We start from the raw sequence: 23,214 nt of genomic DNA on the forward strand, positions 1-23,214 counted from the left end.
GGTTTCGTCGCGCCGATGATCGGTGCTGTGATGACCGTTTTTGATAGCAACCAGGCAATTGCAACATGGGCTCTTGGCACATCGTGCTTTTCAGCAATGCTGGCAACAACATCAATAACGGGCTTATCCAGCAGGGCTGCGTTCTCATACATTTTTAACGCAAAGGCATCGTTTTGCGTTCGTCGGGACGTGACACTCCAGTCGCGCGTGAGCCTGCCGCGTGCCATCGGACTCCAGGGGATCACACCCACGCCCTGGTCTTCACAAAGGGGCAGCATCTCGCGCTCTTCTTCCCGGTAAAGCAGGTTGTATTGCGGTTGCATCGTAATAAATCGGGTCCAGCCGTTACGCTCTGCCGTATGCTGCATTTTTGCAAAGCGCCAGGCTTCCATAGATGATGCGCCGATGTAACGTACTTTTCCTGATTTAACGAGGTCATGCAGAGCCTCCATGGTCTCTTCAACAGGCGTGGAGTGGTCAAAGCGGTGAATCTGAAAGAGATCCACATAATCCATACCTAAGCGCATCAGGCTATCGTCAATAGACTGAAAAATGGCCTTGCGGGAAAGAAACCCGGTATTGGGTGAGTTGCGCCACGGAAAGAAGGTCTTTGTCGCCACAACAATCTCATCGCGTCTGGCCATTTCTCTCAGCGCTTTTCCAGTGATCTCTTCAGAACTTCCGCCCGAGTAGATATTCGCGGTATCAAAAAAATTAATGCCCGCTTCAAGCGCCTGACGAATGAGCGGACGTGATGCCTTTTCATTCAGGGACCAGGGTTGAGGCAAGCGTTCAGGTTCACCATAGCTCATACAACCGAGACAGAGACGGGAGACTTGCAAACCGCTACGACCCAGATTCACATACTTCATTCTGTGTTCCTTCTTTTATTGCCAGCAATTCTGTATGTGACAGGGTATTGCACTGACATGAAGGGAACCAGCATGCGCCATCGAATGGTGTTATGAGTTTTTTTCACAGATGAGCGTAATCGTCAGTGAAAGACGAGAAACGAGAGGGAGGTCAGACAAGCCGACCTGGTTCATGAAGTAAGTTATCAGTTAATATGATTTAACATAATATACATTATGCGCACTTAAATAGGATCTGGAAGAATCCAGCTTTGGATGGCCGTCATTTCCTCTGCCTATTCATAGCTGTTGTAAGATCATTTACGAGTTTCCTACAGATCACTATCCACTTGGCTAAATGGTTGATAGTATTGCTTACGAGAAGAAATCACCGCTCAGGGAGAAAACATGGCGATAACCGAAGAAAAACTTCTGGCTTCTGGATTTACATCCTCGGATCTGCAGAAGCTGCGTAGGTACATAATAAAAGATGCTCTTTCTCTGGATATGGTGATATCCGACTTGTCCAGACGTTTTAACGCAGCATTGTTGTTGACCATATTGCTTGCTGCTGTTTACCTCATTGTTCTTACCATAGCGTCCAGTGAAAATGTTATATCCACAGGTGTTGCTATGTTGATCGCTTTGTTCATCATTTGGTTTTTCCAGCCACCGCTTCTTTCCTATAAGGCATGGAAATTTAAAAAGAAACTCCGCTAAGAGTTCTTCTCAGTTGCTAACAGATCAAAAATGATTTTTGCTTTGAGTCCATACCCTACAATTTTCATCGTCAACATTGGGCGACTCATTGAACTGACTTTTCTGTAATAATCTTGCGGTACATAGTGAAAAAGTCGCCATGCATCTGGTTTTCTCATTAGCCCAAACACACCATAGATGTTCGCGGCCAGACTGACACCATTGTATAAAGCTAACCCTGTATTCCCGCGAAATCCTAAAAACTGAGCCGCCGCGATCGCACCATCAGCAAAAACACCCTGAGAATTTTCCTTTTCTAAAAGCTGGTTGTTTATTTCCCTGGTAATCCCGTTCAGACCGTCCATAACTAACGTAGCTCCGGCGAGCATCCCAACAGGTGTCATTGTGCCAAAAAGAGCCACTCCGCCAACGATTTCAAAACCTGATAACACCACACTAACAGCACTGATTACATATCCGACAATTTCATTATTCTCCTTCACAAATTCAATCTTTGCGTAAATTTGTGCGGCCCTGGTGCGTATTAATCTGTCCTGTTCCAGTAAGTTTGCCGTCTCTGTACGTAATATTTCTGTTGAGTGCGTATAAGATTCAATCGTTTTAAGTCTACGAGCTGCTGCCAACTGCTGAGAGATAAGATCGCGGATTTCTTCCACAAATCTGAGGCGCGTCAGGCCATCCTTGAGGTGTGTTGATGAGATTATATTGGCGATATTCACTAATCTGCGGGCTTCGCGATCAAGCGCCATTTCTGACCACGCTACACTTTTTTGTCCAGGAGGTACGGCGATATACATGGATAATCCTTATCGATGAGCAGTTTTTTGTACCGTATCGAACCTGATATCGATATACAAGGGGTCAGTTTGTGAAACGTACAATATGCAACATAAATCGAATTTGCTGATTCAGCCATCATCACTCATCTTTCATAAATATGGCATATGCTTAGCGAATCCTTCTCTCAGCAGAATTCAAAAACAGGTTCAGATACTCATGAACAACAATCTGCCTACGGTCGACGACGAACCGGGCGTTCCACCTCCGCATGTCAGTTTCCGTGAAGCCTTTTTATTCTGGCTGAAGCTAGGATTCATAAGCTTTGGCGGGCCGGCTGGGCAGATTTCGATAATGCATCAGGAGCTGGTTGAAAACCGACGCTGGATATCCGAACAGCGCTTTTTGCATGCACTAAATTACTGTATGGTGCTTCCGGGCCCGGAGGCGCAACAACTGGCGACCTATATTGGCTGGCTGATGCACCGCACCTGGGGCGGCGTGGTTGCCGGGGCACTGTTTGTGCTCCCTTCCCTTTTTATCCTTATTGCTCTGTCGTGGATTTACGTTGCGTATGGCCATTTGTCTGTCGTGGCCGGTCTCTTCTATGGCATCAAACCGGCGATTACGGCGATTGTTGTGCAGGCTGCGCACCGTATCGGTTCGCGGGCGCTGCGTAACCGCGCTCAATGGGCAATTGCTGCCGCCGCGTTTGTCGCCATTTTCGCCCTCAATGTCCCTTTTCCCGTTATTGTCCTGTCAGCCGCAATGATGGGTTATGTGGGGGGCCGCCTTTTCCCCGACCATTTTGGTCAGGGTAACGCCCATGACGCCAGCCGCAAATCCTACGGTGATGCCATTATTGATGACCATACGCCAGCGGCTCCGCATACGGTTTTCAAATGGTCACGTTTGACCCTGATTATCATTGCCGGTGTTTTTTTATGGGCAACGCCAATGGCAATGCTCTTTCTGAGCCTGGGCTGGACGCACCCGTTTACCCAGATGGGCTGGTTCTTCACCAAAGCGGCGTTGCTGACCTTTGGCGGTGCTTATGCGGTACTGCCTTATATCTACCAGGGTGCGGTTGGCCATTATCAGTGGCTAACGCCAACGCAGATGATTGATGGTCTGGCACTGGGCGAAACCACGCCGGGGCCGCTTATCATGGTTGTGGCATTTGTGGGATTTGTCGGTGGCTATGTGAATATGGTGTATGGCCCGGATCAGCTTTTCCTGGCAGGCGCTGTAGCGGCCGTGCTGGCGACCTGGTTTACGTTTCTGCCATCGTTTTTGTTTATCCTCGCCGGTGGTCCTTTTATTGAAACGACGCACAACAATATTAATTTCACCGCGCCGCTCACGGCGATTACCGCAGCTGTGGTTGGGGTAATTCTTAATCTGGCGCTCTTTTTTGGCTACCACGTGCTATGGCCTCAGGGCTTTGACGGCAAAACGGACTGGATCGCAGCGGTCATTGCCCTTGCTGCCGCTATCGCACTTTTCCGGTTCAAATATAAAGTGACTCACGTTATTGCCGCGTGTGCGGTCATCGGGTTGGTTTTACATCTGTTCCTCAGAACATAGCCATGCCCCGGTTATTCGGGGCCTGGCAGCAATTCTAACCTGCACGTTTAAAGAAAGTTGAAGCCTGTCTGGTATACTCCAGTTTTTTTAAAAACACCCCTAAGCAAATGGAAATTGAATTAAATAAAAGTTTTAAAGAACGCGTTTTCCATGCTGTCATTTTCGAAGTGACGGCCAACGTCATTATTGCGCTGTCACTGGCGTGGCTGATGAACGTGTCGGTGCTCCAGTCAGGTTCGTTATCCGTGATATCTGCACTTGCCGCTACAGCATGGAATTTTGTGTTTAATAAATTCTTTGATGCCCTTCAGAAAAAATATGCATTTCAACGAACATTTCTCGTTCGTGGGATCCATGCGGTCTGCTTTGAAACAGGACTTATCATCACATTAATCCCTGTCGCGATGGTAATGCTGAATTTAACAGTGACTGAGGCATTTTTTGTCGAGATCGGTCTGGTACTGTTTTTTCTGCCATACACGATGCTGTTTAACTGGCTCTATGACTACCTGCGTTGGACATTTGTTGGGCGAAAACAGTCTGCTACATAACACCCGATGATTGACGCTGGTCACACTGGCACGTTCGCGAGCACATTTGGCGCCGCACGCCTTCTATACTCTGTGTTTCTCTCTCTTTTTTAAGGAAGGAACAATGTTCGATCATGTGAAATTCGGCGTCAGTGATTACGAGAAAAGTAAAACCTTCTTCCTCAACGCGCTTGAGCCGCTTGGTGTAAGGCTCATCGATGAAGGCACACCTGAGTACGGTGTTGAAATGAGTTCCGGCAACGTGTCACTCTGCCTGTTCCAGACGCGCGACAAACCGGCCCCGCTGCACCTGGCGTTCGTGGCAGAAACACGCCAGCAGGTTGATGATTTTTACCATGCCGCAATGCGAGCGGGTGCCAGGGATAACGGTGCCCCAGGCTTGCGGCCCTACAGCAAAAACTACTATGCCGCCTTTGTCATTGCGCCTGACGGCCATAATATCGAGGCGGTCTGTCATGCACCGGACTGATTCATGATGGCTTTTGTGTGGGTTTCTCTGCCGGTGCTGCGAACCAGTTTTCTTCCGCGACGACGACCGCACCTTCCGGCTGCATCACGAAGTTTGGCGACATAATCTGCACGTTGAACTCGTTGAAAACATCCTGAATGTTACTGTGGAGCTCATTGCGGGCCTCGGCAAGTGACTGTCCAGGCTGTAATTTTACCTGCAGCTCATAGGCAATGTACCAGTCCATCAGCCCCAGTTGCCGCACCAGGGGCTGCTGCGAAGGGTCAACACATTTCGACCGTCTGGCTGCCATCTCCAGCATGGCATGAACCTGTCGCCACGGTGTGTCATAGCCAATCGTCACGCCAATCGTCAGGTTCACGCCGCCGTCAGGATTCTGCACGCTCAGATTGGTGATTTTTCCGCTCACCACCACCGCATTGGGTACGGTCACAACATAGTTCTCGCGGGTGATGATCTTGGTCGCCAGCATGCCTATCTCCGTGACCAGCCCTTCGTTATCCGCAACCCGTATAACGTCTCCTTTCCTCAACGCTCGCGAGTAGATCAGCACCAGTCCGCTCATCGCATGGTTCATGACGCCCGCTGAGCCAAGGGTCAGCATCAGGCCGAAGAAGACACTGATACCTTTGAATGCCAGTGAATTGGCGCCGGGTAAAAACGGGTATGCCGCAGACAGGGCAAACAGCCACACCACAACGGAAATGAGCTTACGCGTCGCGCCGACGGTCTCAGGATGAATGCCCGGCAGCTGCAGGCGCCCTGCTTCCACCTGATTCAACAACACCTTCAGGAGCTTCAGAATAAAGGCGGTAATCACAAAGATGATCAGGACAATCATAATGCCCGGCATGGCCGAGACAATCGACAGCGCAATGTCCCGCAAAACGCGCATGGTCCAGTCGCCTAACGATGCGCCCCAGACGCGCGTCCAGGGAAACAGACTGAATGCCCAACTTAGCCAGAGATATAACCCGAGGATCCCCAGTAAAATCATCAGCAAAGCATACAAACGGGCCTCAATTGCGCCGACAAACTTACGCCAGCGTTGAGGAATGACGCTGCGGTTTTCAAGAATACGACGACGGCAGACATTACGAACCCAGCGCCACGACCGCCACGCCCCGTACCAGAAAAGAGACAGAACCAGCAGCCCGACGATCGTTTTCCCGGCGGAGAGCGCCAGCCAGCCGGTGTCATACTGATCGCGAAGCGCCGTACGCTGCGCCTCCATCCGCGCCAGCACGCGCTGAGCGGCCTGGTCAAGGGTCAGATCATCGCCCTCATCGAGATCCGCCTGTGTCAGCAATAGAACAGGCTTATTGTTCATGACAATCAGCCTTCCCTGCTGGTTGTAACGGGTAACGGGGACAATTTTCAGCGGCTCACGCACATCCTGCTGGGTGAAATTACGCAGGGTATGACGGATACGCAATACGCGCTCTTCAGGAGTGGTGAGACCAAATTTGGCCTGTAGCATCACAATCGGCTGGTGAAAAATGTAAACTGTTCGGGCACGTTCCTGCTCAGTAGGCTCCTGCCGTGGCTCGGCGGCGATGCCGGTAAATGAGATGATCGAGAGCACGCAGGATAATAATGCGAGCAGGACCTTGTTCATTTCCACCCCCTGAAACGCAACTTATTGTTATTTTTCAATTGCCCCAGAGAATGGCGAGTCTCTGCATGTTGAGCATAGACCAGCCATGCCCTTATGCAACATCACCATCATGCACGATATTACTTGAATTTGCACGAGGACGCACGCTACGATGTTTTGCAAACGTAAAACTCACATCGAATTTCTGAACGTGCAAATTCATGCACCATCACGCAAAGAGGTAAGTATGACACAACAGTTGATTTTAATTGCCGGGCCCTGGCGCAGCGGGACTGATGGCGACCAGGCAAAAATGGATGAAAACCTTGCCCGTCTGGAAAACGCTGCGTTAGCTGTTTACCAGCGTGGCCACGTTCCGGTGATTGGCGAATGGCTCGCGCTACCGCTGGCCAAAGCCGCAGGTTCAACGTCAATTGGGGATGAAATCAGTGAGACGATGCTCTATCCCGTTGCACACCGACTCATTGCCAGATGCGATGCGATTTATCGTATTGCCGGTGCGTCTAAGGGCGCCGATATGGATATTGAGGTTGCCCGGAAGCTGGGGTTGAACGTCTACACCTCATTAGAAAGCATCCCTCAGGTCTGAGGAAACGCGTGAACCTGCCTGCTGTTTACAGGCAGGTTCAAGGGGTTATTCTGGATCTGAAGTCTTCACCACGGAAACCCCTTTCTCCCTGACCGCGTTAATCCAGGCGCGATCGGTATCGTCTTCCACGACAATCGTATTGACCAGCGATAGCTCGCCAATCACAAACGATGATGCGGTGTTAATTTTTTCTGGCGACGCCAGGACCACCGTCTCGGCGGCCCTGCCGGAAAATGCACGTTTGATGCACGCCTCTTCGAAATCCCCGGTGGTAAGCCCCGCTTCAGGATGGATGCCGGTAACCCCCATAAAGAACAGATCCGCATGAATATTGTCGATGCCCTCAATGGCTGCTGCGCCTACCGTCACGATGGAGTGTTTGTACAGACGCCCCCCGATCAAAATGACATCAATCGAAGGATGTTCAACGAGTCCCAGGGCAATGCTCGGGCTGTGTGTGACCACGGTAATGCGTAAATCCGCCGGCAAAAACGCGATCAGTTCCGACGTGGTGGTGCCGCCGTCGACGATCACCACCTGGCCCGGGGAAATGAGCTTCGCGCCTTTGCGGGCCACATTTTTTTTCGCATCCATCTTCACCGATTTACGCTCGGCAAATGGCACGGTGGCCGACGAGGCCGGCAGCGCACCGCCATGGACACGCTGTAAACGCCCTTCTGCCGCCAGCTCACGCAAATCACGACGAATGGTGTCTTCTGACACCGCGAAATGTGCACTGAGCGCTTTAGACTGGACCTGGCCTTCAGCGGCAAGCTTCTCAAGGATTAATTGTTTTCGCTGACTGGTGAGCATAGTGGATTCCTGATGTTGCACGTTTTGTCTTGAATGTGCATGATAATGCTGTTTATGACGATCACTCTACGTAAGGAGCAGCAAACGTGCAATCGAAACGTGCAGATGTACGCATCATTGAAAATGAAACGCTGTCGGATAACTGGTACATCCTTAAAAAATATACCTTCGAGCTGCAGCGACGCGACGGTGAATGGCAGCGACAAAGCCGCGAAGTGTATGACCGGGGGAACGGGGCAACGATACTGCTCTATAACCGCGATAAAAGAACGGTGATCCTGACGCGGCAGTTCCGCTTTCCGGTCTTTATCAATGGTCATGAGGACGACCTTATCGAAGCCGCCGCCGGGCTGCTGGATAACATGGATCCCGAAAGCCGCATCAAAGCGGAAGCGGAAGAAGAGACCGGATATCGTGTCTCCCGTGTTGAGAAGGTGTTTGAAGCCTACATGAGTCCAGGCTCCGTCACGGAAAAGCTCTATTTTTATATCGCTGAGTATCACCCACAGGATCGAACCAGCGAAGGCGGCGGAATTAAGGCAGAGGGAGAAGATATCGACGTGCTGGAAATGCCGCTGGACGAGGCATTGCGCAGCATTGAAACCGGCCAAATCGTGGACGGCAAAACCATTATGCTGATTTACCATATTGCGCTGAAAGGCATTCTGTAACCAAAACGCCGGCAGAGACCAGCCGCTGTGCAGGTCTCTGCCTGTGCTATTCTTGCTGATGACTGCAACACGGAGATGCAAAGATGGCCGACTGGAACCCTTCGCTTTACCTGCAATACGGTGCCGAACGCACGCGCCCTGCTGCTGAACTGCTCGCCAGAATTCCGCTGGTTGAGGTGTCCACCATCGTTGACTTAGGCTGTGGACCGGGAAACAGCACCGCGCTGCTGAAGCATCGCTGGCCTTCCGCCTACATCACCGGTGTCGATAACTCACCGGCGATGCTCGAAGAGGCGCGCCAGGCGTTGCCTGATTGCCACTTTGTTGAAGCCGATATTCGTCAGTACAAGCCGGGCCAGACCCTGGGCCTGATTTATGCGAATGCCTCGCTACAGTGGGTCCCTGACCATTACGATCTTCTTCCGCATCTGGTTTCGCTGCTGAAGTTAAACGGCGTGCTGGCGATCCAGATGCCCGATAACTGGCTGGAACCGACACACGTCTCGATGCGTGAAGTGGCTGTTGAACAAGGTTATCCGGATCGTGGCCGTGAACCTCTGCCCGGTGTCCATGCGTATTACGATATTCTGACGGAGGCAGGCTGCGACGTGGATATCTGGCGCACAACCTATTTCCATAAAATGAGTTCGCATCAGGCGATTATTGACTGGGTGAGTGCCACGGGGCTGCGTCCGTGGTTACAGGAGCTGAATGAAAGCGAGCAGAAGCAGTTCCTGAAACGCTACCATGAACTGCTGGAAGAGCAGTATCCGCTTCAGGAAAACGGGCAGATACTGCTGGCATTTCCACGCTTGTTTATCGTTGCTCAACGTCAACCCTGAGTCGGGTCAGGAGCGGGCCTCCTTCAGCAGCTGCTGAATAACTTTTTCCTGCTGGTCATAATTGCCTTCGCCAAAGGAGGTATAGCGCAGTTGCCCTTTGGCATCGAAATAGTAGTGTGCGGGCCAGTACTGATTCCCGAAGGCGTTCCAGATCTGATAGTTGTTGTCTGTTACCACCCGATACGGGAGCTGCCATTTCGTCACCGCTTTTTGCACCGAGGCGAGCGGTTTTTCCCACGGGTATTCCGGCGTATGCACACCTATCACCACCAGACCCTGCGACTGGTACTTTTTGGCCCAGTCGCGAACGTGCGGGAGCGTATGCTGGCAGTTGATGCAGTCCCACGTCCAGAAATCAATCAATACCACCTTCCCCCGCAGAGAGTCAGACGTGACAGGGTCACCGTTTATCCATCCCGTTCCGCCGCTTAAGGAGGGCAACTGGCTGCTGGGCTCGGTCATCACCACCGGCTGGAGCTTCACCGGGGTCGTGGTCGGTTTCGCCAGACTCAGGAGGGAATTTTCCAGGCGGTCTGCGACGCCATTTGCACCTTTCAGAACGGACGTCATCCCGGTGGCGTTAAACGCAACGGTCGCTAACATCACCACGCCCGCCCCCTTGCGTAACCTTTCCATCAATGCCGATCGGGCGCGCAGGGGGGCCATCAGCGTGCGGCCACCGGCAACCAGCAGACCCAGCATCAGCGCGCATCCACTGCCGTAAGCGGCCAGCAGTGCCCCCGTGGCAATGGCGGAGTGACCGGCAATATTCAGGCTGAAGATGGCGCCCAGAATCGGCCCGGCGCACGGTGACCAGAGCAACCCGACGGCCAGCCCTGCCAGAAAGGCAGAGATCATGCCGCGCGTCTGCCCGCTGCGTGTGTTGAGGAGATTACCGGCGCTGACGGCCGGTCCGGCAATACGCTGGGCGAATGTCGGGAAAATGAGTGCCAGCGCGGCTATTGCTAGTACAACCAGTGCGACCCAGCGCCCTGCTATCGTCGCCTGGGCGATCCAGCTGCTGGCGGCGGTAGCCACCAGTGCCACGAGGGTGAACATGACAATCATCCCCGCGAGCAACGCCAGAATATGCCGTCGTTGCCCCTGGTGCCCGGCAAACAGCAGTGGAATAACCGGGAGTGTGCATGGGCTGAGCAGACTTATCATCCCGCCCAGAAAAGCGATTATCAGAAACATAGTGACCTCACATTACAGATGCCCTGCGAAGCTGCAGTGAGGTTATTTCACCGTGTTGATATGTTCAGGATGTGTGCAAATCAGCGCGAATTGTCTGCGCGCGTATCATGAGGGCTGTCCGATACAAAACCGTACAATTACCCGCGCGGCAGCGTAATCGACACGTCCAACCCACCCTCGACGTGGTTCGCCAGATGCAATTTCCCGCCTAACTGCGCAGTCAGCTGGGCGGCGATCGCCAGCCCTAATCCGGTGCCCCCGGTGTCGCGGTTTCGTGAGGTTTCCACCCGATAAAACGGCTGCAATACCGCCTCCAGTTCGGCGTCCGGTATCCCCGGTCCGCCATCGCGAATCGAGATCGTGACATGATGGGCATCTGAATGAATCGTAATGACGGCGTAGTCGCCAAATTTCAGCGCATTATCCAGCAGATTAGTCATCACCCGGCGTAGCGCCTGCGGGCGCGTGACAATCGGAAGACGGGCATCGGTTGCCTGAAGCTGCACGTTTTTCCCGATGTCCTGATAATCACTGGCAATGCTGTTGACCCAGGCGTTCAACTCCAGCTTGAGCGAGGTCTCTTCCAGAGATTCTGATGACCGGGCATACGCTATTCCTTCACGCACCAGGCGCGTCATATTATCCAGGTCGTTAAGCAACTTGTCCCGCAGTTCCGGCTGGTCCGCCATTTCGACGCGTAGCTTCATGCGCGTTATCGGGGTCTGGAGGTCGTGCGATACAGAGGCCAGGATCTGCGCGCGCTCACGCAGGTACGACTGGATACGCGCCTGCATGGCATTAAAGGCGTGTGCGGCCCGTTGTACCTCGACTGGCCCTGTCTCGGTCATCGGCGAGCTTGCTGCCGGGTCGAGGGAATCCACCGCCCGGGTAAACTGCGAAAAGGGTCGAATAACCTGACGCACGGCAATCCATGAGCAGAACGCCAGAAGCAGCAGTTGCAACACTAGCACCACAGGCAGCCAGCTGGCGACCGGTGGCATTCGGGGGATAAGGTCAATGGTCAGCGGCGAACCATCGCTCAGCGTAAGGTGGGCCTGAATATGAGAAACCGGCCCCGGCACGGCAGTAAACGTCAGTGGCCAGGTTGCTGACAGCGCCTCTGTCAGGGTGCGGATGGCATCCTGCGAGCGTTTGTCATGCGGTGCGGGCCCCGGTTCACCGGTTCCCAGGATGTAGCGATAGTTCCCCCGCGCCAGTCGCTCCAGCCAGGCTGGACGCTCCTTCGCGGGAAGCCGGTCGAGGATGGCCACACTGGTGGAAACGTCATATTCCAGGTTGCCGAGCATCACCGTGCGGGCGCTGCGCATCCGCTCCAGCATGACCAGCGTCAGGCTGAGCGCGTTGGCCAGCAGGAGCCCCAGCATCACGATGATCAGCAGTCGCGTCAGTAACGAGCGTGGCCAGAGCCTCATTCATTGGCCTCTTTGATGATCACCGGCATGGTGAAAACGTACCCTTCACTGCGAACGGTCTTGATGTAGGCCGGCGTGCGGGCATCTTCATTCAGCCGCTGACGAACCCGGCTGACCAGGAGATCAATTGAGCGCTCAAAGAGTTCGGCATCTCGCCCCTGGGTCAGGTTAAGCAGTTGATCGCGGGTCAGCACGCGCTGAGGATGGTCAAGGAACACGCGCAGAAGGCGATATTCCGCCCCGCTGAGTGCCACAATCATCCCTTCGCTGTCGATCAGATGGCGGGCAACGGTGTCCAGCTGCCAGTCGCCAAACATCACCAGGCGCCCGGCTTCGGTGACCTGCAGATTGGGGGGCATCGTGCGAAAACGGCGCAAAATGGCTTTGATACGCGCCAGCAGTTCGCGCGCAACAAAGGGCTTCACGACATAGTCATCGGCCCCCATTTCCAGCCCCAGGATCCGATCGGTCTCTTCGTTGCGCGCGGTTAGCATCAGGATCGGCAGATCTTTATGTTTACCGCTGCGCAGTCCCCGGCAGAGCGTTAATCCGTCATCGCCTGGCATCATCACGTCCAGCACCACCAGATCGACATGCTGTTTATCAAGCACAGCCCGCATCTCTTTGCCGTTCGCCGCGCCAGACGCGCGATACCCCGACTTGACGAGATAGTCGACAATCAATTCACGAATATCCCTGTCGTCATCGACGACAAGGATATGATCAATATGCTCCACCGGGATCTCCTGACTGAGGGGTAACGTATTGAAAATAGCACATATCACAGCTTATCCGCGTCGATAACCGCCTTGACGAAATCCTGCGGGTCTTCCTGCGGCGGGTTGTGCCCCACGGTGGCCCCAAAGGTGCGGTGTTCATATTTACCCGTGAATTTACCGGCATAGGCCTGCGGTGCAGGATGTGGCGCCCCGTTGTTGCCGCCTTCGATGGTGATTGTCGGGACGGTGATATTTGGCAATGTCGCCAGCTTCTGCTCGTAGCTGTCGTATTTACGCTCGCCTTTTTCAAGCCCTAAACGCCAGCGATAGTTGCTGAGCGTAACCGCGACGTGATCGGGGTTATCCAGAGATTTTGCGCTGGCGTTAAAGGTCGCATCGGAAAACGTCCAGTCTGGTGAGGCCTGCGACCAGATCAGACGGGCGAAGTCATGGGTATTTTTGGCATAGCCTTCGGCACCGCGTTCTGTTGCGAAATAGAATTGATACCACCACTGCTGCTCTGCTTTAGGCGGCAACGGCTGTTTACCAATCTGCTGGCTGCTGATCAGGTAACCGCTGACCGAAACAAGGGATTTGACGCGTTCAGGCCACAGCGCCGCGACAATATCTGCCGTACGGGCGCCCCAGTCGTATCCGGCAAAAACAGCCTGTTTAATGTTGAGTGCGTCCATCAGGTTAACGATGTCTTTCGCCATGGCCGAAGGCTGGCCGTTACGCGGCGTGCTTGCAGACAGAAAACGCGTGGTGCCGTAGCCGCGCAATGACGGCACGATTACCCGGTAGCCTTTTGCGGCCAGCGCAGGTGCGACCTCGGCGTAGCTGTGAATATCGTACGGCCAGCCGTGTAACAGAATTACCGGCTGACCATTTTTCGGACCGATATCGACATAGCCGATATTCAGATCGCCGGCGTTAATTTGCTGAGGGTGATCGAAGGCCGCGGTGACATCTTTGCCGGTGACTTCGGCCTGACAGGCCATGACGGTGCCAAGAGAAACGGTTAACGCCAGGGTTGAATACGCGAGTTTGCTGAACATGTTGGTATCTCCGGTTAAGTACAGTTGACGGGGATATAACAACACGCGTTTGTATAGCGGATATGTGCGAAAGGGAGTTTATTGCAATCCTGTGTATGTATCCGGTACGCAGATACAGTGTGATACAAACACAGGCGATTGAGGCTTACAGCGAAAGGCGGTAGCGTACGTAATCGTCAGCTTCACCGTATTTGTCATAGAGTTTACGCGCCGGGTTGTTCTCCCGGGTGACCCAATACAGTTTTGACCACCCTTCGCGCTTGCCTTCCGCTATCAGGGCATCAATGAGCGCCTTCCCGGCCCCCGCATTACGTTCGGTGGCATCAACAAACAGATCTTCCAGGTAGCAAACGGGGGCCATTGACCAGGTGCCTTCGTGGAGAATGCACATCGCGAAACCGATGACCTTTTCGTCTTTCTCTACCACGCGGCAGAACATCGGTGAATGTGGGGAAAGCGCCCTTTCCCACGTCGATGCGGTAACCGATTCATCGAGAAAACAGTCATAAAAATGGGTATAGCCATCCCACAGCGGTCGCCAGTGGGAGTAATCGTCAGCGCGTAAAGGTCTTACCGTAACAGTCATGCGTTCCTCACATTACACATTGATCGCCATTTCAAAACAGCGTAAATCAGCGCCCGCCATACGCGAGTGATGATATTTTTCGCTCAGCGTGACAAACCCGAGCTTCTGGTAAAACGACCGGGCGTTAGGCGTTGCATCAAGCGTCAGGCGGGTTATCCCCCGGCTATGGGCCTCCTGTTTGAGCGCCTCGACAATCCGGGTCGCCATGCCTTTACCGGATGCTGCAGGCAAGGTGAATATCGCCTCCAGACAGTGGGTCTCCAGATCAAGATAGCCGGTTGCCGCAATGTCGCCCTTTTCATCTTCCACCACATAAAAAGGGTATTCAATGACCATTTGCCGGTAGTGCTCGGGCATCAGATCGGGCGTCCAGCGCGCAATGACGTCCGCGTCGTAACTGGTTTTACAGCCGTGACGAATCGCCTGATTGCGAATATTCCAGAGTATTTCGGCTTCCTGCGGATGCGCTTTTCGTAATGTCATATTACCTCTTTAACGGCTTTTTAACCGGATTTCACGAGCCACGCTGGCAAGACGCTGAGTGCGACAATAGAGGGTAAACAGCACAAAGCCGCTGCTGTTCATCACCCTCCGACAAAGTATCAGCGCGGAGGATGCGATGACCAGTGGCCAAAGGCTTCCGTCATGAGAAAACAGCAGATGCAGCCCCTGAGCGAGAGTCACGACCAGCAGAATGATGAACACCGCCATAACCCCTAACAATCCTGACGTCATCCCTCGGGCCAGAAGCACGCTGATAACAATGAGCGCGCCTGTCATTATTAATGATGGTACGAAAAAGCTCAGTGCATGCTGTAAAGGTGACAAACCCGGCAACGCGCTGAGAAAAGGCAGAAGGTTTAACGCAAACGCCACTAAAAACAGAGGTAACAGCGCCGCCACCGGGTAAGGGTTTTGACGCGGCAGCTCGCTGAGGGGGCGAGAAAAATACCGTTCCAGCTCGGGGGTGGAATGATTCAAAAGACGGGTATCACGACGAGCAATCGCCTCCTCTGTTTCTTTGCCATGTTGCAGAAGATCCTGGAAAACACGTCCGGTGAAAAGAGACAAAAAGCCCATTAAAAATTTGCCATTGAAGAAATGATGCCCATTTTTGGTAGTGAATAAATCCAGCACGCCTCAACTGAATGTGATAGAGATGAAAATACCAGAACGCAAACAAAAGCATAACGCTTAAATAGGGAGATCTGCGGATGACGATACCGACGCTCACGACAGAACGCTTGCTGCTAAAACCGCTGGTTGCCGAAGATGCCGTTCAGATACAAACGCGCTATCCGCACTGGGAGATCGTCCGCTACATGGTCTCTTCCGTGCCCTGGCCCTACCCGGATAACGGCGCGGAAAACTATGTCAACAACGTGGCGCTGCCGGATATGGCAAAAGGGATTGCCTGGTTCTGGAGCATCCGCCGTCGCGAGGTGCCGGACGTGCTGATGGGTATTATCTGTCTGTACGATGTGGAAGATAACAACCGCGGGTTTTGGCTGTCGCCGGAATTTCAGGGAAAGGGATATATGCGCGAAGCCAGCATTGCCGCAACGGATTACTGGTTTAATACGCTGAACAAACCCGTATTACGCGCGCCGAAGGCCGCCGCCAATAGCCGCTCCCGTCGTATTTCAGACAGTAGCGGCATGCGGCTTATCAGAACGGAACAGAAAGCGTACGTCAGCGGTATGCTCGATTCCGAGCTGTGGGAAATCACCCGCGACGAATGGAATGCCCGTCAGGTCAGTTGATAATGCTTATCCGGCATCAGCCTTTCCGGAATGTTCTCTTCATCGTTCATCTGCAACAGATCGCGTTCCATCATGTTGCAGATAGCGTCCAGCGGCAGGTCGTTATCTTCGGTACCAAACGGATCTTCCAGCTCTTCCGCCAGGGTGTCCAGCGAGATAAAGGTGTAAGAGATCAGGGCCGAGACAAAGGGCGTCATGTAGTGCAGGTCAACAACCAGCGCGAACGGCAACATGATGCAGAACAGATAGACCGTACGGTGCAGGATAAGGGTATAAGCAAACGGTACAGGCGTGGTGGCGATCCGCTCGCAGCCGGACAGGACACTCGACATGTCGTTCAGACGATTGTTCAGGCTGTGGAACAGGATGTCTGAGAGTTGTCCGTTACGGCGCCGCACGGCCAGCCATTCTCCCATGATCAGCAGAATACGGTTCGCCGGCGAGTTGGCGGCCATAACGTTGCGTAACTCCGCCGCCGCCAGATAGCGCGCCAGTTGCCCTTCCCCCTTTTCACGGCGCAGGGTCATGCGAAGACAATGGGCAAAGGCAATTTGCAGACGGACGAACTCACCCAGATGTTTATCGTCCGGTAAGGTGTTTTTAACCTCGCGAAACAGCGAGCGTGCCGCTATCATCAGTTGCCCCCACAAAAGGCGAGCCTCAACGTAGCGCGAATAGCAGGCGTTGTTTCTGAACCCGAGGAAAATAGCGATTGCCACCCCCAGGATACTGAATGGCGCAACGGTGAATTTAATGCCCAGCGAGGTATACCACGGCAGCATCAGAATAACGGCGATGGAAAGCAGGAAGTTAAGCAGCAACCGGGTATAGATTTTGGGCAATACCGAACCGTGCCAGACAAAAATCAGTTGTAGCCAGTGCTGTTTGGGACGAACAATCATAGTGAGCTTCAGGAATGGAAAGAGCCGCGCTATTAAACGTGATCCCCATCACAGTTGCAAGCTTGTTAATGAAAGATTGCATTTTTCACCTGATACGCAATAAACCGCACGGTGTCGCAGGTGACTTTAAATAAAGAGGCTTATAGTATGTTGTAACTAATGCAATTAAAAAACCCGGCCAACGCCGGGCATTGAATCTCTAGCAAAGCGGTTTCACTGCGGCACGCATCCCTTGCTGCAGGATAGCGTCGAGATCGCACGTAACCTGTTCTACCAATCCTGCCACCTGGGTTAAATCCTGCTCCCAGTGCTCAGTCACGCTTAAAACGGAAGAGACCAGCTGGCGGGTAGTGATCTGTTTGTCGTGATGCTGCGCCCACAGATGTTGGTAACGAGCAAGCCAGTGCGCATCATCCTGCACCGGATAGTTCTCCCCGTTACGCTCTGCGCGGTAGAACGCGATCAGTGCGGCCAGGGCGAACGTCAGACGAGCGGGCAACGTGCCAGATGCCCTCACCCCCGCCAACAGCTGCGGCAGAATGCGCGTGCGATACTTAGTCATGCCGTTAAGCGCAATCGACAGCAGCTGATGCTTGATATAGGGATTGCGGAAACGACCCGTGACGGCGCGGGCGAAAGACGCCAGTTCATCACGCGGCAAATCCAGGACCGGAATGATTTCCTCATAGATCGCTTTTTCGATAAACGCGCATACGTCGGCATCGTTCATCGCCTCGCCCACCGTATCCAGTCCCGCCTGGAACGCCACCGGCACCAGCGCCGTGTGCGCGCCGTTGAGAATTGCCACTTTGCGCTCTTTGTACGGCTTAATGTCATCCACAATCCGCACGTTTAGCGGGAATTTGTCCAGCCGCAGTTCGCTGGCCAGAGATTCAGGCCCCTGAATAACAAACAGGTAGAAATGTTCCGCGGTATCAAGGAATCCGTCGTGATAGCCTAACTCAGCTTCCAGCGCAGCCGCTTCGTCGCGCGGATAACCCGTTACAATCCGGTCAACCAGCGTGGAGCAGAAGCTGTTATGCGCATTCAGCCACTGAATAAATTCCGCTGGCAACGCCCACGCCTGGGCATAGTGCAGCACCAGTTCACGCAGCGCTTCGCCGTTGTAATCAATCAGCTCGCACGGAATGATGATCCAGCCTTTGTCCGCTGCGCCGTTAAAATGGCTGAAGCGCTCAAACAGCAGCCGCGTCAGCTTCGCCGGATAGCTCAGCGCAGGCGAATCCTCGAAGCGGTCACCGGCGTGCCAGCTAATCCCCGCCTCGGTGGTGTTGGAGAAGACAAAACGCATCTCAGGATTATGTGCCAGTTTCAGAAACTCATCGTACTGGCTGTAAACGCTGATCTCACGATTTACAGAGCGGATAAGGCGCGCTTCGCTGACCGCCTCGCCCTGCTCATTCAGACCACGAATGATCGTGGTATACAGACCATCCTGAGTGCTTAATGAAGGCGGGAAGTCGCTTTGAATGGGGCGAACCACCACGACACCGGCATTGAGATCGGTATGTTCGTTTAACAGGTCGATTTGCCAGTCGACAAACGCACGCAGGAAATTGCCCTCACCAAACTGAATAATACGTTCAGGGTAGAGAGCACCGGGGAAATCACGACGGTTAAGTGTGTTCACAATGGGGTCCTTTTATGATTAGTCGTACAGCCTTATAAGATTGGTATGATAACTTATCAAAGGTTTTCGACCAGAACCCCGCTTTTGATCAATTCATCACGTCATTGAGGGAAATAATCACAAGAACTTACAGAAGACAGATGTGGCGGTCATTGCGCCATCCGGCATCAGCGCATAGCGCGGGATCTCCCCGACCTTTTGCCAGCCTGCCCGCTGGTAAAAGGTCTCCGCTCCGCTACCGGTTGACGTATCCAGCACCAGCACCGAGATGCCGCTGGCTCTGGCCTGCACTTCCAGTTCCTCCATCAGCGCCATCGCGGCCCCTTTACGGCGCGCTTTTTCATGAACCAGCAGCTTTGCCACATCGGCACGATGCGGCTGGTTTTCCGGCTGATCGGTAATCAGTTGCACGGTGCCAATCACGCCATCCTTCGAATCGATGCAGGCCAGCACGACGCGTTCGTTACGCTCTACGCTCCCGGCAATCCCCTGCCAGAACGCGCGGGCTTTTTCGGTACTGAAAGGCAACATAAAACTGACGGAAGCGCCACCGTTGACACAGTTTTCAAGGATATCGGCCAGCGCATCGAGGTGGGTGAGAATATCGTCCCGGGTGAGGGTTTTGATCTGCAGTGAGGTATTCATTCTTTTTCCTTACGTTGAATATCCTCACTTTGCATTTAACATCTTTGTAACGCAATCCTGTCAGACATAGGCTTTTGTTATGTCATTTTGTATGCTTACGCTGCTGCTTCATGGCATACATTTTTTCATCCGCGTCTTTCATCCACTGCTGCAGATCGTTGCCGTTATGATCGAACTCGCTCAATCCCCAGGAAAAATGGAGAGACCAGGGATGCAGCTTGCGGGCATTGTAGTGTTCAACCTGCTCGGCAAGATACTGCATGGCAATCCAGGCCCCCTGCTCATCTGTATCGGCAAACAGCACGGCAAATTCATCACCGCCAAAGCGAACCAGCAAATCCGCTTCACGGAAAGAGGTGCGCATCAGTTCCGCCATGACTTTCAGCGCGTTGTCACCTTCCTCATGCCCGTAGCGATCGTTAATCTCTTTGAAGCGATCCAGATCCAGCCAGCCAAGAGTTAACGGCTCCGCCCGGCGTCTGGCCACGGACAGCGTGAACCGGAGAAGCTGGTTAAAGCCCCGACGGTTGAACAGTCCGGTTAATTCATCAGTTGTCGCCGCACTGACGGCAGCAAATTCGTCTTCCGCCAGCGCGCCGAGGTCACCCAGCACGGCCAGATCGGCCGCCGAAAATTCACGGGGAGAATAATCAATCAGACAGAGCGATCCCACGCTCGCCCCGTCACGTAAACGCAGTGGAAAACCGGCATAGAATCTTACGCCGGGCTCACCGGCCACCAGCGGGTTATCGGCAAAACGATCGTCCTGACGCATATCGGCGACCACCAGCGGCGCTTCGCTGAGGATCGTATGACCGCAAAACGAGATATTACGCGGAACGGAGCCAGGTGCCTGACCGTCGGCCGACTTCACAATCAGCGAGTGTTCATCAATCAGATTGACCATCGCCAGCGGGACCTGGAAGAAGCGTTTTGCCAGACGTGTCAGTCGGTCAAACGCCGGGGAGCCGTCGATCTCAAGCAGGCCTGACTCGCGCAGCGAGTTCAGACGTTCCATTTCATTTGCAGGGGTTGCAGGTGTTTTCATAACGTCTCCTGACGCAAAGCGTTACTCAAAGCGTAGCCTAAACAGAGACATTGTCAGTGCGCGAATATTCTGTTCTTACCGTCCCGCTTGGCGCGGTACAGGGCGTTGTCCGCGGCCTGTAGCCAGTCGGTTACGCTTTTCATCTCTCTTGTGGCACAGGCAATACCGATGCTGAGCGTGCAATGCACCGTCTCCTGAGCCACCTCCTTTTTCATTGCAGCCGCATCCATAATGCGCCTGGCGACAACATGCGCCTCTTCCAGGGTGGTATCCGGCAGCAGAACCACAAACTCATCGCCGCCAAGGCGTGCGGGGGTATCGCTCGGGCGCGTCGACAGATGCAAAATTTGCGAGACGGTCGCCAGCAATGCATCCCCGACCTTATGACCAAAACGATCGTTAACGTCTTTAAAATTGTCGATATCGATAAACATCAGGGCCGATTCACGGCACGTCTGACGCAGTTTATTCAGTTCGTGGTCAATCCGCTTTTCAAGCAGACGCCGGTTAGCAATATCCAGCAGCGGATCCATCATCGCGATCCGCTCAAGCTCCCGACTCTTGATCCGCAGACGCAGCGCAATGCTGTCCGTCAATATGCTCAGTGCCAGCAGATAAATCGCAATCAGCGGCAGCGTGGCAAACATGGTGCGCTGCGAAACGTACATCTCTACCGCCATCCCCTGCGTCAGCCAGCTCACCAGGAAAACGCCCAGCATGGTGATGGCCGCCTTTTTCATCAGCGTAATCCCCCCTGCCGAGAGCCGGTCGGTCAGCATAATGGTGGCAATGACTACCGACGGCAGCGGATTGACCGCCATCATGGCGATCCAGAACCCCCCTGCTCCGGCGTCCAGCACCAGATTCTGATGCTCAGTCACCAGAGGCATCGCCGAATTTCGCGCCCGATACCAGGCAAGCGTAGGCCAGATAAATGCGTTTATTGCCAGTAAACACATCAGCCAGACTGAACGATTCTGTTCAATCAGCACGGAGAGGATGGGGATAAAACAGAGAAACGTGCCGAGAATACGCATCAGATACATACGCTTGACAAACCGGCTTCCTGGTACACGAGGGCTTCTACTGAGTTTGTCAGCTGCATTCATTCTGCGAATTTTCCGATAGCTTTCTTCCGGTATCTTATTGACGTTAAAAATACCTAGCAAGCAATTTATCCGCTATTCGTTATGATTCATTCCCGGCAGAATGCAGGCTGCGCTCAGGTTTCACTCTCCGGTGTCGGGATAATGGGTTCGTCTGACACACGCGCACTGGTGCGATTTCTCCCCGCTTTTTTGGATCGATAAAGATGATCGTCTGCTTCGGCCATCAGCTTGTTGAAAATCTCAGTCAGTTGCCAGGACTCCGCCTTCCCGCTTCCAAGGCCGATACTGACGGTCAGATAGAGCGTTTGCTGGCGCCAGGTAAACGGATGACCGGCAATGGTGAGCCTGATACGTTCCGCCAGCGCAAAGCCGTGTCGCGCGTCACCGGTATTCACCACAACCGCGAACTCTTCCCCGTCCATACGCGCCACCATGCCGTCGTCTCCGACAACCTGCTGCACCTCGCGGGCAAACGACGCCAGCACGCGGTCGCCACACTCGTGCCCATAGTTATCATTGATGCTTTTGAAGTAATCGATATCCAGCAACATCACGGTCAGAAAACGTGAATGCCGGTGCGCCTCTTCCCGCTTTAACGCCTCATAGAGCCCGGAGCGCGAATACACGTGGGTCAGAAAATCATAATCCGCACGCAACGACACCTGGTGGATCAGCGAATTAATGGCCGCCATACTGACGGAGACCATAACCGGACAGATAGCCATGGTGGCAATCCCCAGCCGGGCGGAGAACATCATCGGAGTCGAGAGCGGCGTGCCCACGGCGATATTGATAATGGAGTTGGCGACCAGGACGATCTCCACGCCTCCGGTCAGAAACGTCAGCAGACAGGTCGCGGGCAAGGAGTAGCGGACCGCACACCAGATCAGCGCCGGCAGCGGAAAGGCAAGGCTTCCCGCCCCGCCAATCACCACCGATGCCATCACCGAGACAATCAGCGCAATGACCGGTAAAAGTTGCTCCAGACGCAGCCTGAATGCCCGCGTCGGCATACTGACCGTGAGCATACACGGCAAAATGAGCACGCCCGTTGAGAACTGCTCGCTAAACCAGTCGGCAAACAGCGGCCAGAAGGTATGGCTGTCGATCCCCACCGACCCGGTCGCGCCGAGCAGCGCGCACAGTAAGGCGGCGATCAGACAGTAATTGAACAGCCGCAGCGCATTGATAGGATCGGGGGTTTTCTTCATCAATCGCTTATCACGCACCACCAGCAACGCGACAACGACGATAAAGATCATATTCGACAGGTTGATGACCACCGAGGCCATTCCCCAGTTGGTGGTGACCGCGTCGTACATCAGCATGGCGACATACGACACCGCATAGTAATGCAGACGATTAAGATAGGTATAACGGGCAAAGACGCCTGCCATCACGCCGTTCAGCGGCCAGAACAGCGACAAGGCTTCGACCAGACGTAACTCCGCACCAATAAAATAGAACAAGGTGGTGAGAATAAAGATACCCGCCGCATTACGCAGCGGCGATTCAGGTCGAAAGAGCGTGAAGGCAGAGGGGTCTGAACGCATTAAATATCATTCCATATAATAACTTATGGCAACTAAATGACCCGTCACCACGAGGGGAAATC

Annotated in this window: 25 protein-coding genes; 8 read left to right on the forward strand and 17 right to left on the reverse strand. The window is 53.6% G+C overall.

All coding sequences use genetic code 11. The features are described from left to right. The coding region (locus tag EKN38_RS15455) for an aldo/keto reductase (protein ID WP_148103711.1) at positions 1–872 on the reverse strand (872 nt) is incomplete at its 3' end. 387 nt (positions 873–1,259) lie between these two features. On the opposite strand from EKN38_RS15455, the gene EKN38_RS15460 reads away from it, so the two are divergent. Next, positions 1,260–1,571 carry a hypothetical protein gene (locus tag EKN38_RS15460; protein ID WP_014831944.1) on the forward strand — a complete coding sequence of 104 codons (312 nt, stop codon included), beginning with the start codon at positions 1,260–1,262 and terminating at the stop codon, positions 1,569–1,571. Here EKN38_RS15460 and EKN38_RS15465 read toward each other — a convergent pair. Continuing rightward, positions 1,568–2,368 (reverse strand): DUF4225 domain-containing protein, encoded by an 801-nt coding sequence (locus EKN38_RS15465; protein WP_014831943.1) that lies wholly within the window; start codon positions 2,366–2,368, stop codon positions 1,568–1,570. The two genes, EKN38_RS15460 and EKN38_RS15465, sit on opposite strands and share 4 nt — an antisense overlap. 199 nt (positions 2,369–2,567) lie before the next feature. Here EKN38_RS15465 and chrA point away from each other — a divergent pair, with 199 nt between their 5' ends. From chrA to EKN38_RS15480, 3 genes are all read left to right on the forward strand, one after another. Then, entirely contained in the window at positions 2,568–3,935 is a 1,368-nt protein-coding gene (gene chrA / locus EKN38_RS15470; protein ID WP_014831942.1) for a chromate efflux transporter, read from the forward strand. Between the two features lie 107 nt (positions 3,936–4,042). Continuing rightward, positions 4,043–4,486, forward strand: coding sequence for a PACE efflux transporter (locus EKN38_RS15475; RefSeq protein ID WP_014831941.1), 444 nt, complete (start codon positions 4,043–4,045; stop codon positions 4,484–4,486). Between the two features lie 103 nt (positions 4,487–4,589). Further along, a complete protein-coding gene (locus EKN38_RS15480; protein WP_014831940.1) occupies positions 4,590–4,955 on the forward strand; it encodes a VOC family protein in 366 nt (121 codons plus the stop codon). A gap of 1 nt (position 4,956) precedes the next feature. Here EKN38_RS15480 and EKN38_RS15485 read toward each other — a convergent pair whose 3' ends face one another. After that, positions 4,957–6,573 (reverse strand): mechanosensitive ion channel family protein, encoded by a 1,617-nt coding sequence (locus EKN38_RS15485; protein WP_014831939.1) that lies wholly within the window; start codon positions 6,571–6,573, stop codon positions 4,957–4,959. 226 nt (positions 6,574–6,799) lie between these two features. Between EKN38_RS15485 and EKN38_RS15490 the strand changes: the two genes are divergently transcribed. Next, complete coding sequence (locus tag EKN38_RS15490) at positions 6,800–7,162, forward strand: DUF4406 domain-containing protein (RefSeq protein WP_014831938.1); 363 nt, start codon at positions 6,800–6,802, stop codon at positions 7,160–7,162. Positions 7,163–7,207: 45 nt separating this feature from the next. Here the strand turns inward: EKN38_RS15490 and EKN38_RS15495 are convergent, their stop codons facing one another. Then, the gene (locus tag EKN38_RS15495) at positions 7,208–7,975 is read right to left on the reverse strand and encodes a DeoR/GlpR family DNA-binding transcription regulator (RefSeq protein ID WP_014831937.1); all 768 of its coding nucleotides are present in this window, start codon (positions 7,973–7,975) and stop codon (positions 7,208–7,210) included. Between the two features lie 86 nt (positions 7,976–8,061). Here EKN38_RS15495 and EKN38_RS15500 point away from each other — a divergent pair, with 86 nt between their 5' ends. Together EKN38_RS15500 and tam are read left to right on the forward strand one after the other, a co-directional pair. Then, complete coding sequence (locus EKN38_RS15500) at positions 8,062–8,646, forward strand: NUDIX domain-containing protein (RefSeq protein ID WP_014831936.1); 585 nt, start codon at positions 8,062–8,064, stop codon at positions 8,644–8,646. A gap of 83 nt (positions 8,647–8,729) precedes the next feature. Beyond that, complete coding sequence (gene tam / locus EKN38_RS15505) at positions 8,730–9,488, forward strand: trans-aconitate 2-methyltransferase (RefSeq protein ID WP_014831935.1); 759 nt, start codon at positions 8,730–8,732, stop codon at positions 9,486–9,488. A gap of 6 nt (positions 9,489–9,494) precedes the next feature. Here the strand turns inward: tam and EKN38_RS15510 are convergent, their stop codons facing one another. The 7 genes from EKN38_RS15510 to EKN38_RS15540 all read right to left on the reverse strand — a co-directional run bounded on the left by EKN38_RS15510 (position 9,495) and on the right by EKN38_RS15540 (position 15,561). Further along, a complete protein-coding gene (locus EKN38_RS15510) occupies positions 9,495–10,685 on the reverse strand; it encodes a cytochrome c biogenesis protein/redoxin (RefSeq protein WP_014831934.1) in 1,191 nt (396 codons plus the stop codon). Between the two features lie 137 nt (positions 10,686–10,822). Continuing rightward, positions 10,823–12,118, reverse strand: a complete 1,296-nt coding sequence (locus tag EKN38_RS15515) for a sensor histidine kinase (protein WP_014831933.1) — start codon at positions 12,116–12,118, stop codon at positions 10,823–10,825. Further along, positions 12,115–12,855 carry a response regulator gene (locus EKN38_RS15520; RefSeq protein WP_014831932.1) on the reverse strand — a complete coding sequence of 247 codons (741 nt, stop codon included), beginning with the start codon at positions 12,853–12,855 and terminating at the stop codon, positions 12,115–12,117. The genes EKN38_RS15515 and EKN38_RS15520 overlap by 4 nt, the downstream gene beginning before the upstream one ends. Before the next feature lie 44 nt (positions 12,856–12,899). After that, complete coding sequence (locus EKN38_RS15525) at positions 12,900–13,895, reverse strand: alpha/beta fold hydrolase (RefSeq protein WP_014831931.1); 996 nt, start codon at positions 13,893–13,895, stop codon at positions 12,900–12,902. Between the two features lie 145 nt (positions 13,896–14,040). Then, entirely contained in the window at positions 14,041–14,481 is a 441-nt protein-coding gene (locus EKN38_RS15530; RefSeq protein ID WP_126522409.1) for a GNAT family N-acetyltransferase, read from the reverse strand. A 12-nt stretch (positions 14,482–14,493) separates the two neighbouring features. After that, the gene (locus EKN38_RS15535; protein ID WP_014831929.1) at positions 14,494–14,964 is read right to left on the reverse strand and encodes a GNAT family N-acetyltransferase; all 471 of its coding nucleotides are present in this window, start codon (positions 14,962–14,964) and stop codon (positions 14,494–14,496) included. Between the two features lie 9 nt (positions 14,965–14,973). Then, positions 14,974–15,561 (reverse strand): hypothetical protein, encoded by a 588-nt coding sequence (locus EKN38_RS15540; RefSeq protein ID WP_014831928.1) that lies wholly within the window; start codon positions 15,559–15,561, stop codon positions 14,974–14,976. Positions 15,562–15,695: 134 nt separating this feature from the next. Here EKN38_RS15540 and EKN38_RS15545 point away from each other — a divergent pair, with 134 nt between their 5' ends. Continuing rightward, the gene (locus EKN38_RS15545) at positions 15,696–16,244 is read left to right on the forward strand and encodes a GNAT family N-acetyltransferase (protein ID WP_014831927.1); all 549 of its coding nucleotides are present in this window, start codon (positions 15,696–15,698) and stop codon (positions 16,242–16,244) included. On the opposite strand, the gene EKN38_RS15550 is transcribed toward EKN38_RS15545, so the two are convergent. The 6 genes from EKN38_RS15550 to EKN38_RS15575 form a co-directional block, all read right to left on the reverse strand. Next, positions 16,232–17,146, reverse strand: a complete 915-nt coding sequence (locus tag EKN38_RS15550; RefSeq protein WP_014831926.1) for a bestrophin family protein — start codon at positions 17,144–17,146, stop codon at positions 16,232–16,234. The two genes, EKN38_RS15545 and EKN38_RS15550, sit on opposite strands and share 13 nt — an antisense overlap. Before the next feature lie 199 nt (positions 17,147–17,345). Then, entirely contained in the window at positions 17,346–18,797 is a 1,452-nt protein-coding gene (locus tag EKN38_RS15555; protein ID WP_014831925.1) for a tagaturonate reductase, read from the reverse strand. Between the two features lie 117 nt (positions 18,798–18,914). Beyond that, positions 18,915–19,442, reverse strand: coding sequence for a GNAT family N-acetyltransferase (locus tag EKN38_RS15560; protein WP_014831924.1), 528 nt, complete (start codon positions 19,440–19,442; stop codon positions 18,915–18,917). Between the two features lie 82 nt (positions 19,443–19,524). Continuing rightward, positions 19,525–20,490, reverse strand: a complete 966-nt coding sequence (locus EKN38_RS15565; protein ID WP_014831923.1) for a sensor domain-containing diguanylate cyclase — start codon at positions 20,488–20,490, stop codon at positions 19,525–19,527. A 53-nt stretch (positions 20,491–20,543) separates the two neighbouring features. Continuing rightward, positions 20,544–21,536 carry a sensor domain-containing diguanylate cyclase gene (locus EKN38_RS15570; protein WP_014831922.1) on the reverse strand — a complete coding sequence of 331 codons (993 nt, stop codon included), beginning with the start codon at positions 21,534–21,536 and terminating at the stop codon, positions 20,544–20,546. 176 nt (positions 21,537–21,712) lie between these two features. Beyond that, positions 21,713–23,152 carry a GGDEF domain-containing protein gene (locus tag EKN38_RS15575; protein ID WP_126522412.1) on the reverse strand — a complete coding sequence of 480 codons (1,440 nt, stop codon included), beginning with the start codon at positions 23,150–23,152 and terminating at the stop codon, positions 21,713–21,715. Positions 23,153–23,214 lie beyond the last annotated feature (62 nt).

Origin of the sequence: Enterobacter sp. WCHEn045836, from assembly GCF_003965585.1 — a bacterium.
GTDB classification, from domain to species: Bacteria; Pseudomonadota; Gammaproteobacteria; order Enterobacterales; family Enterobacteriaceae; genus Enterobacter; species Enterobacter dissolvens.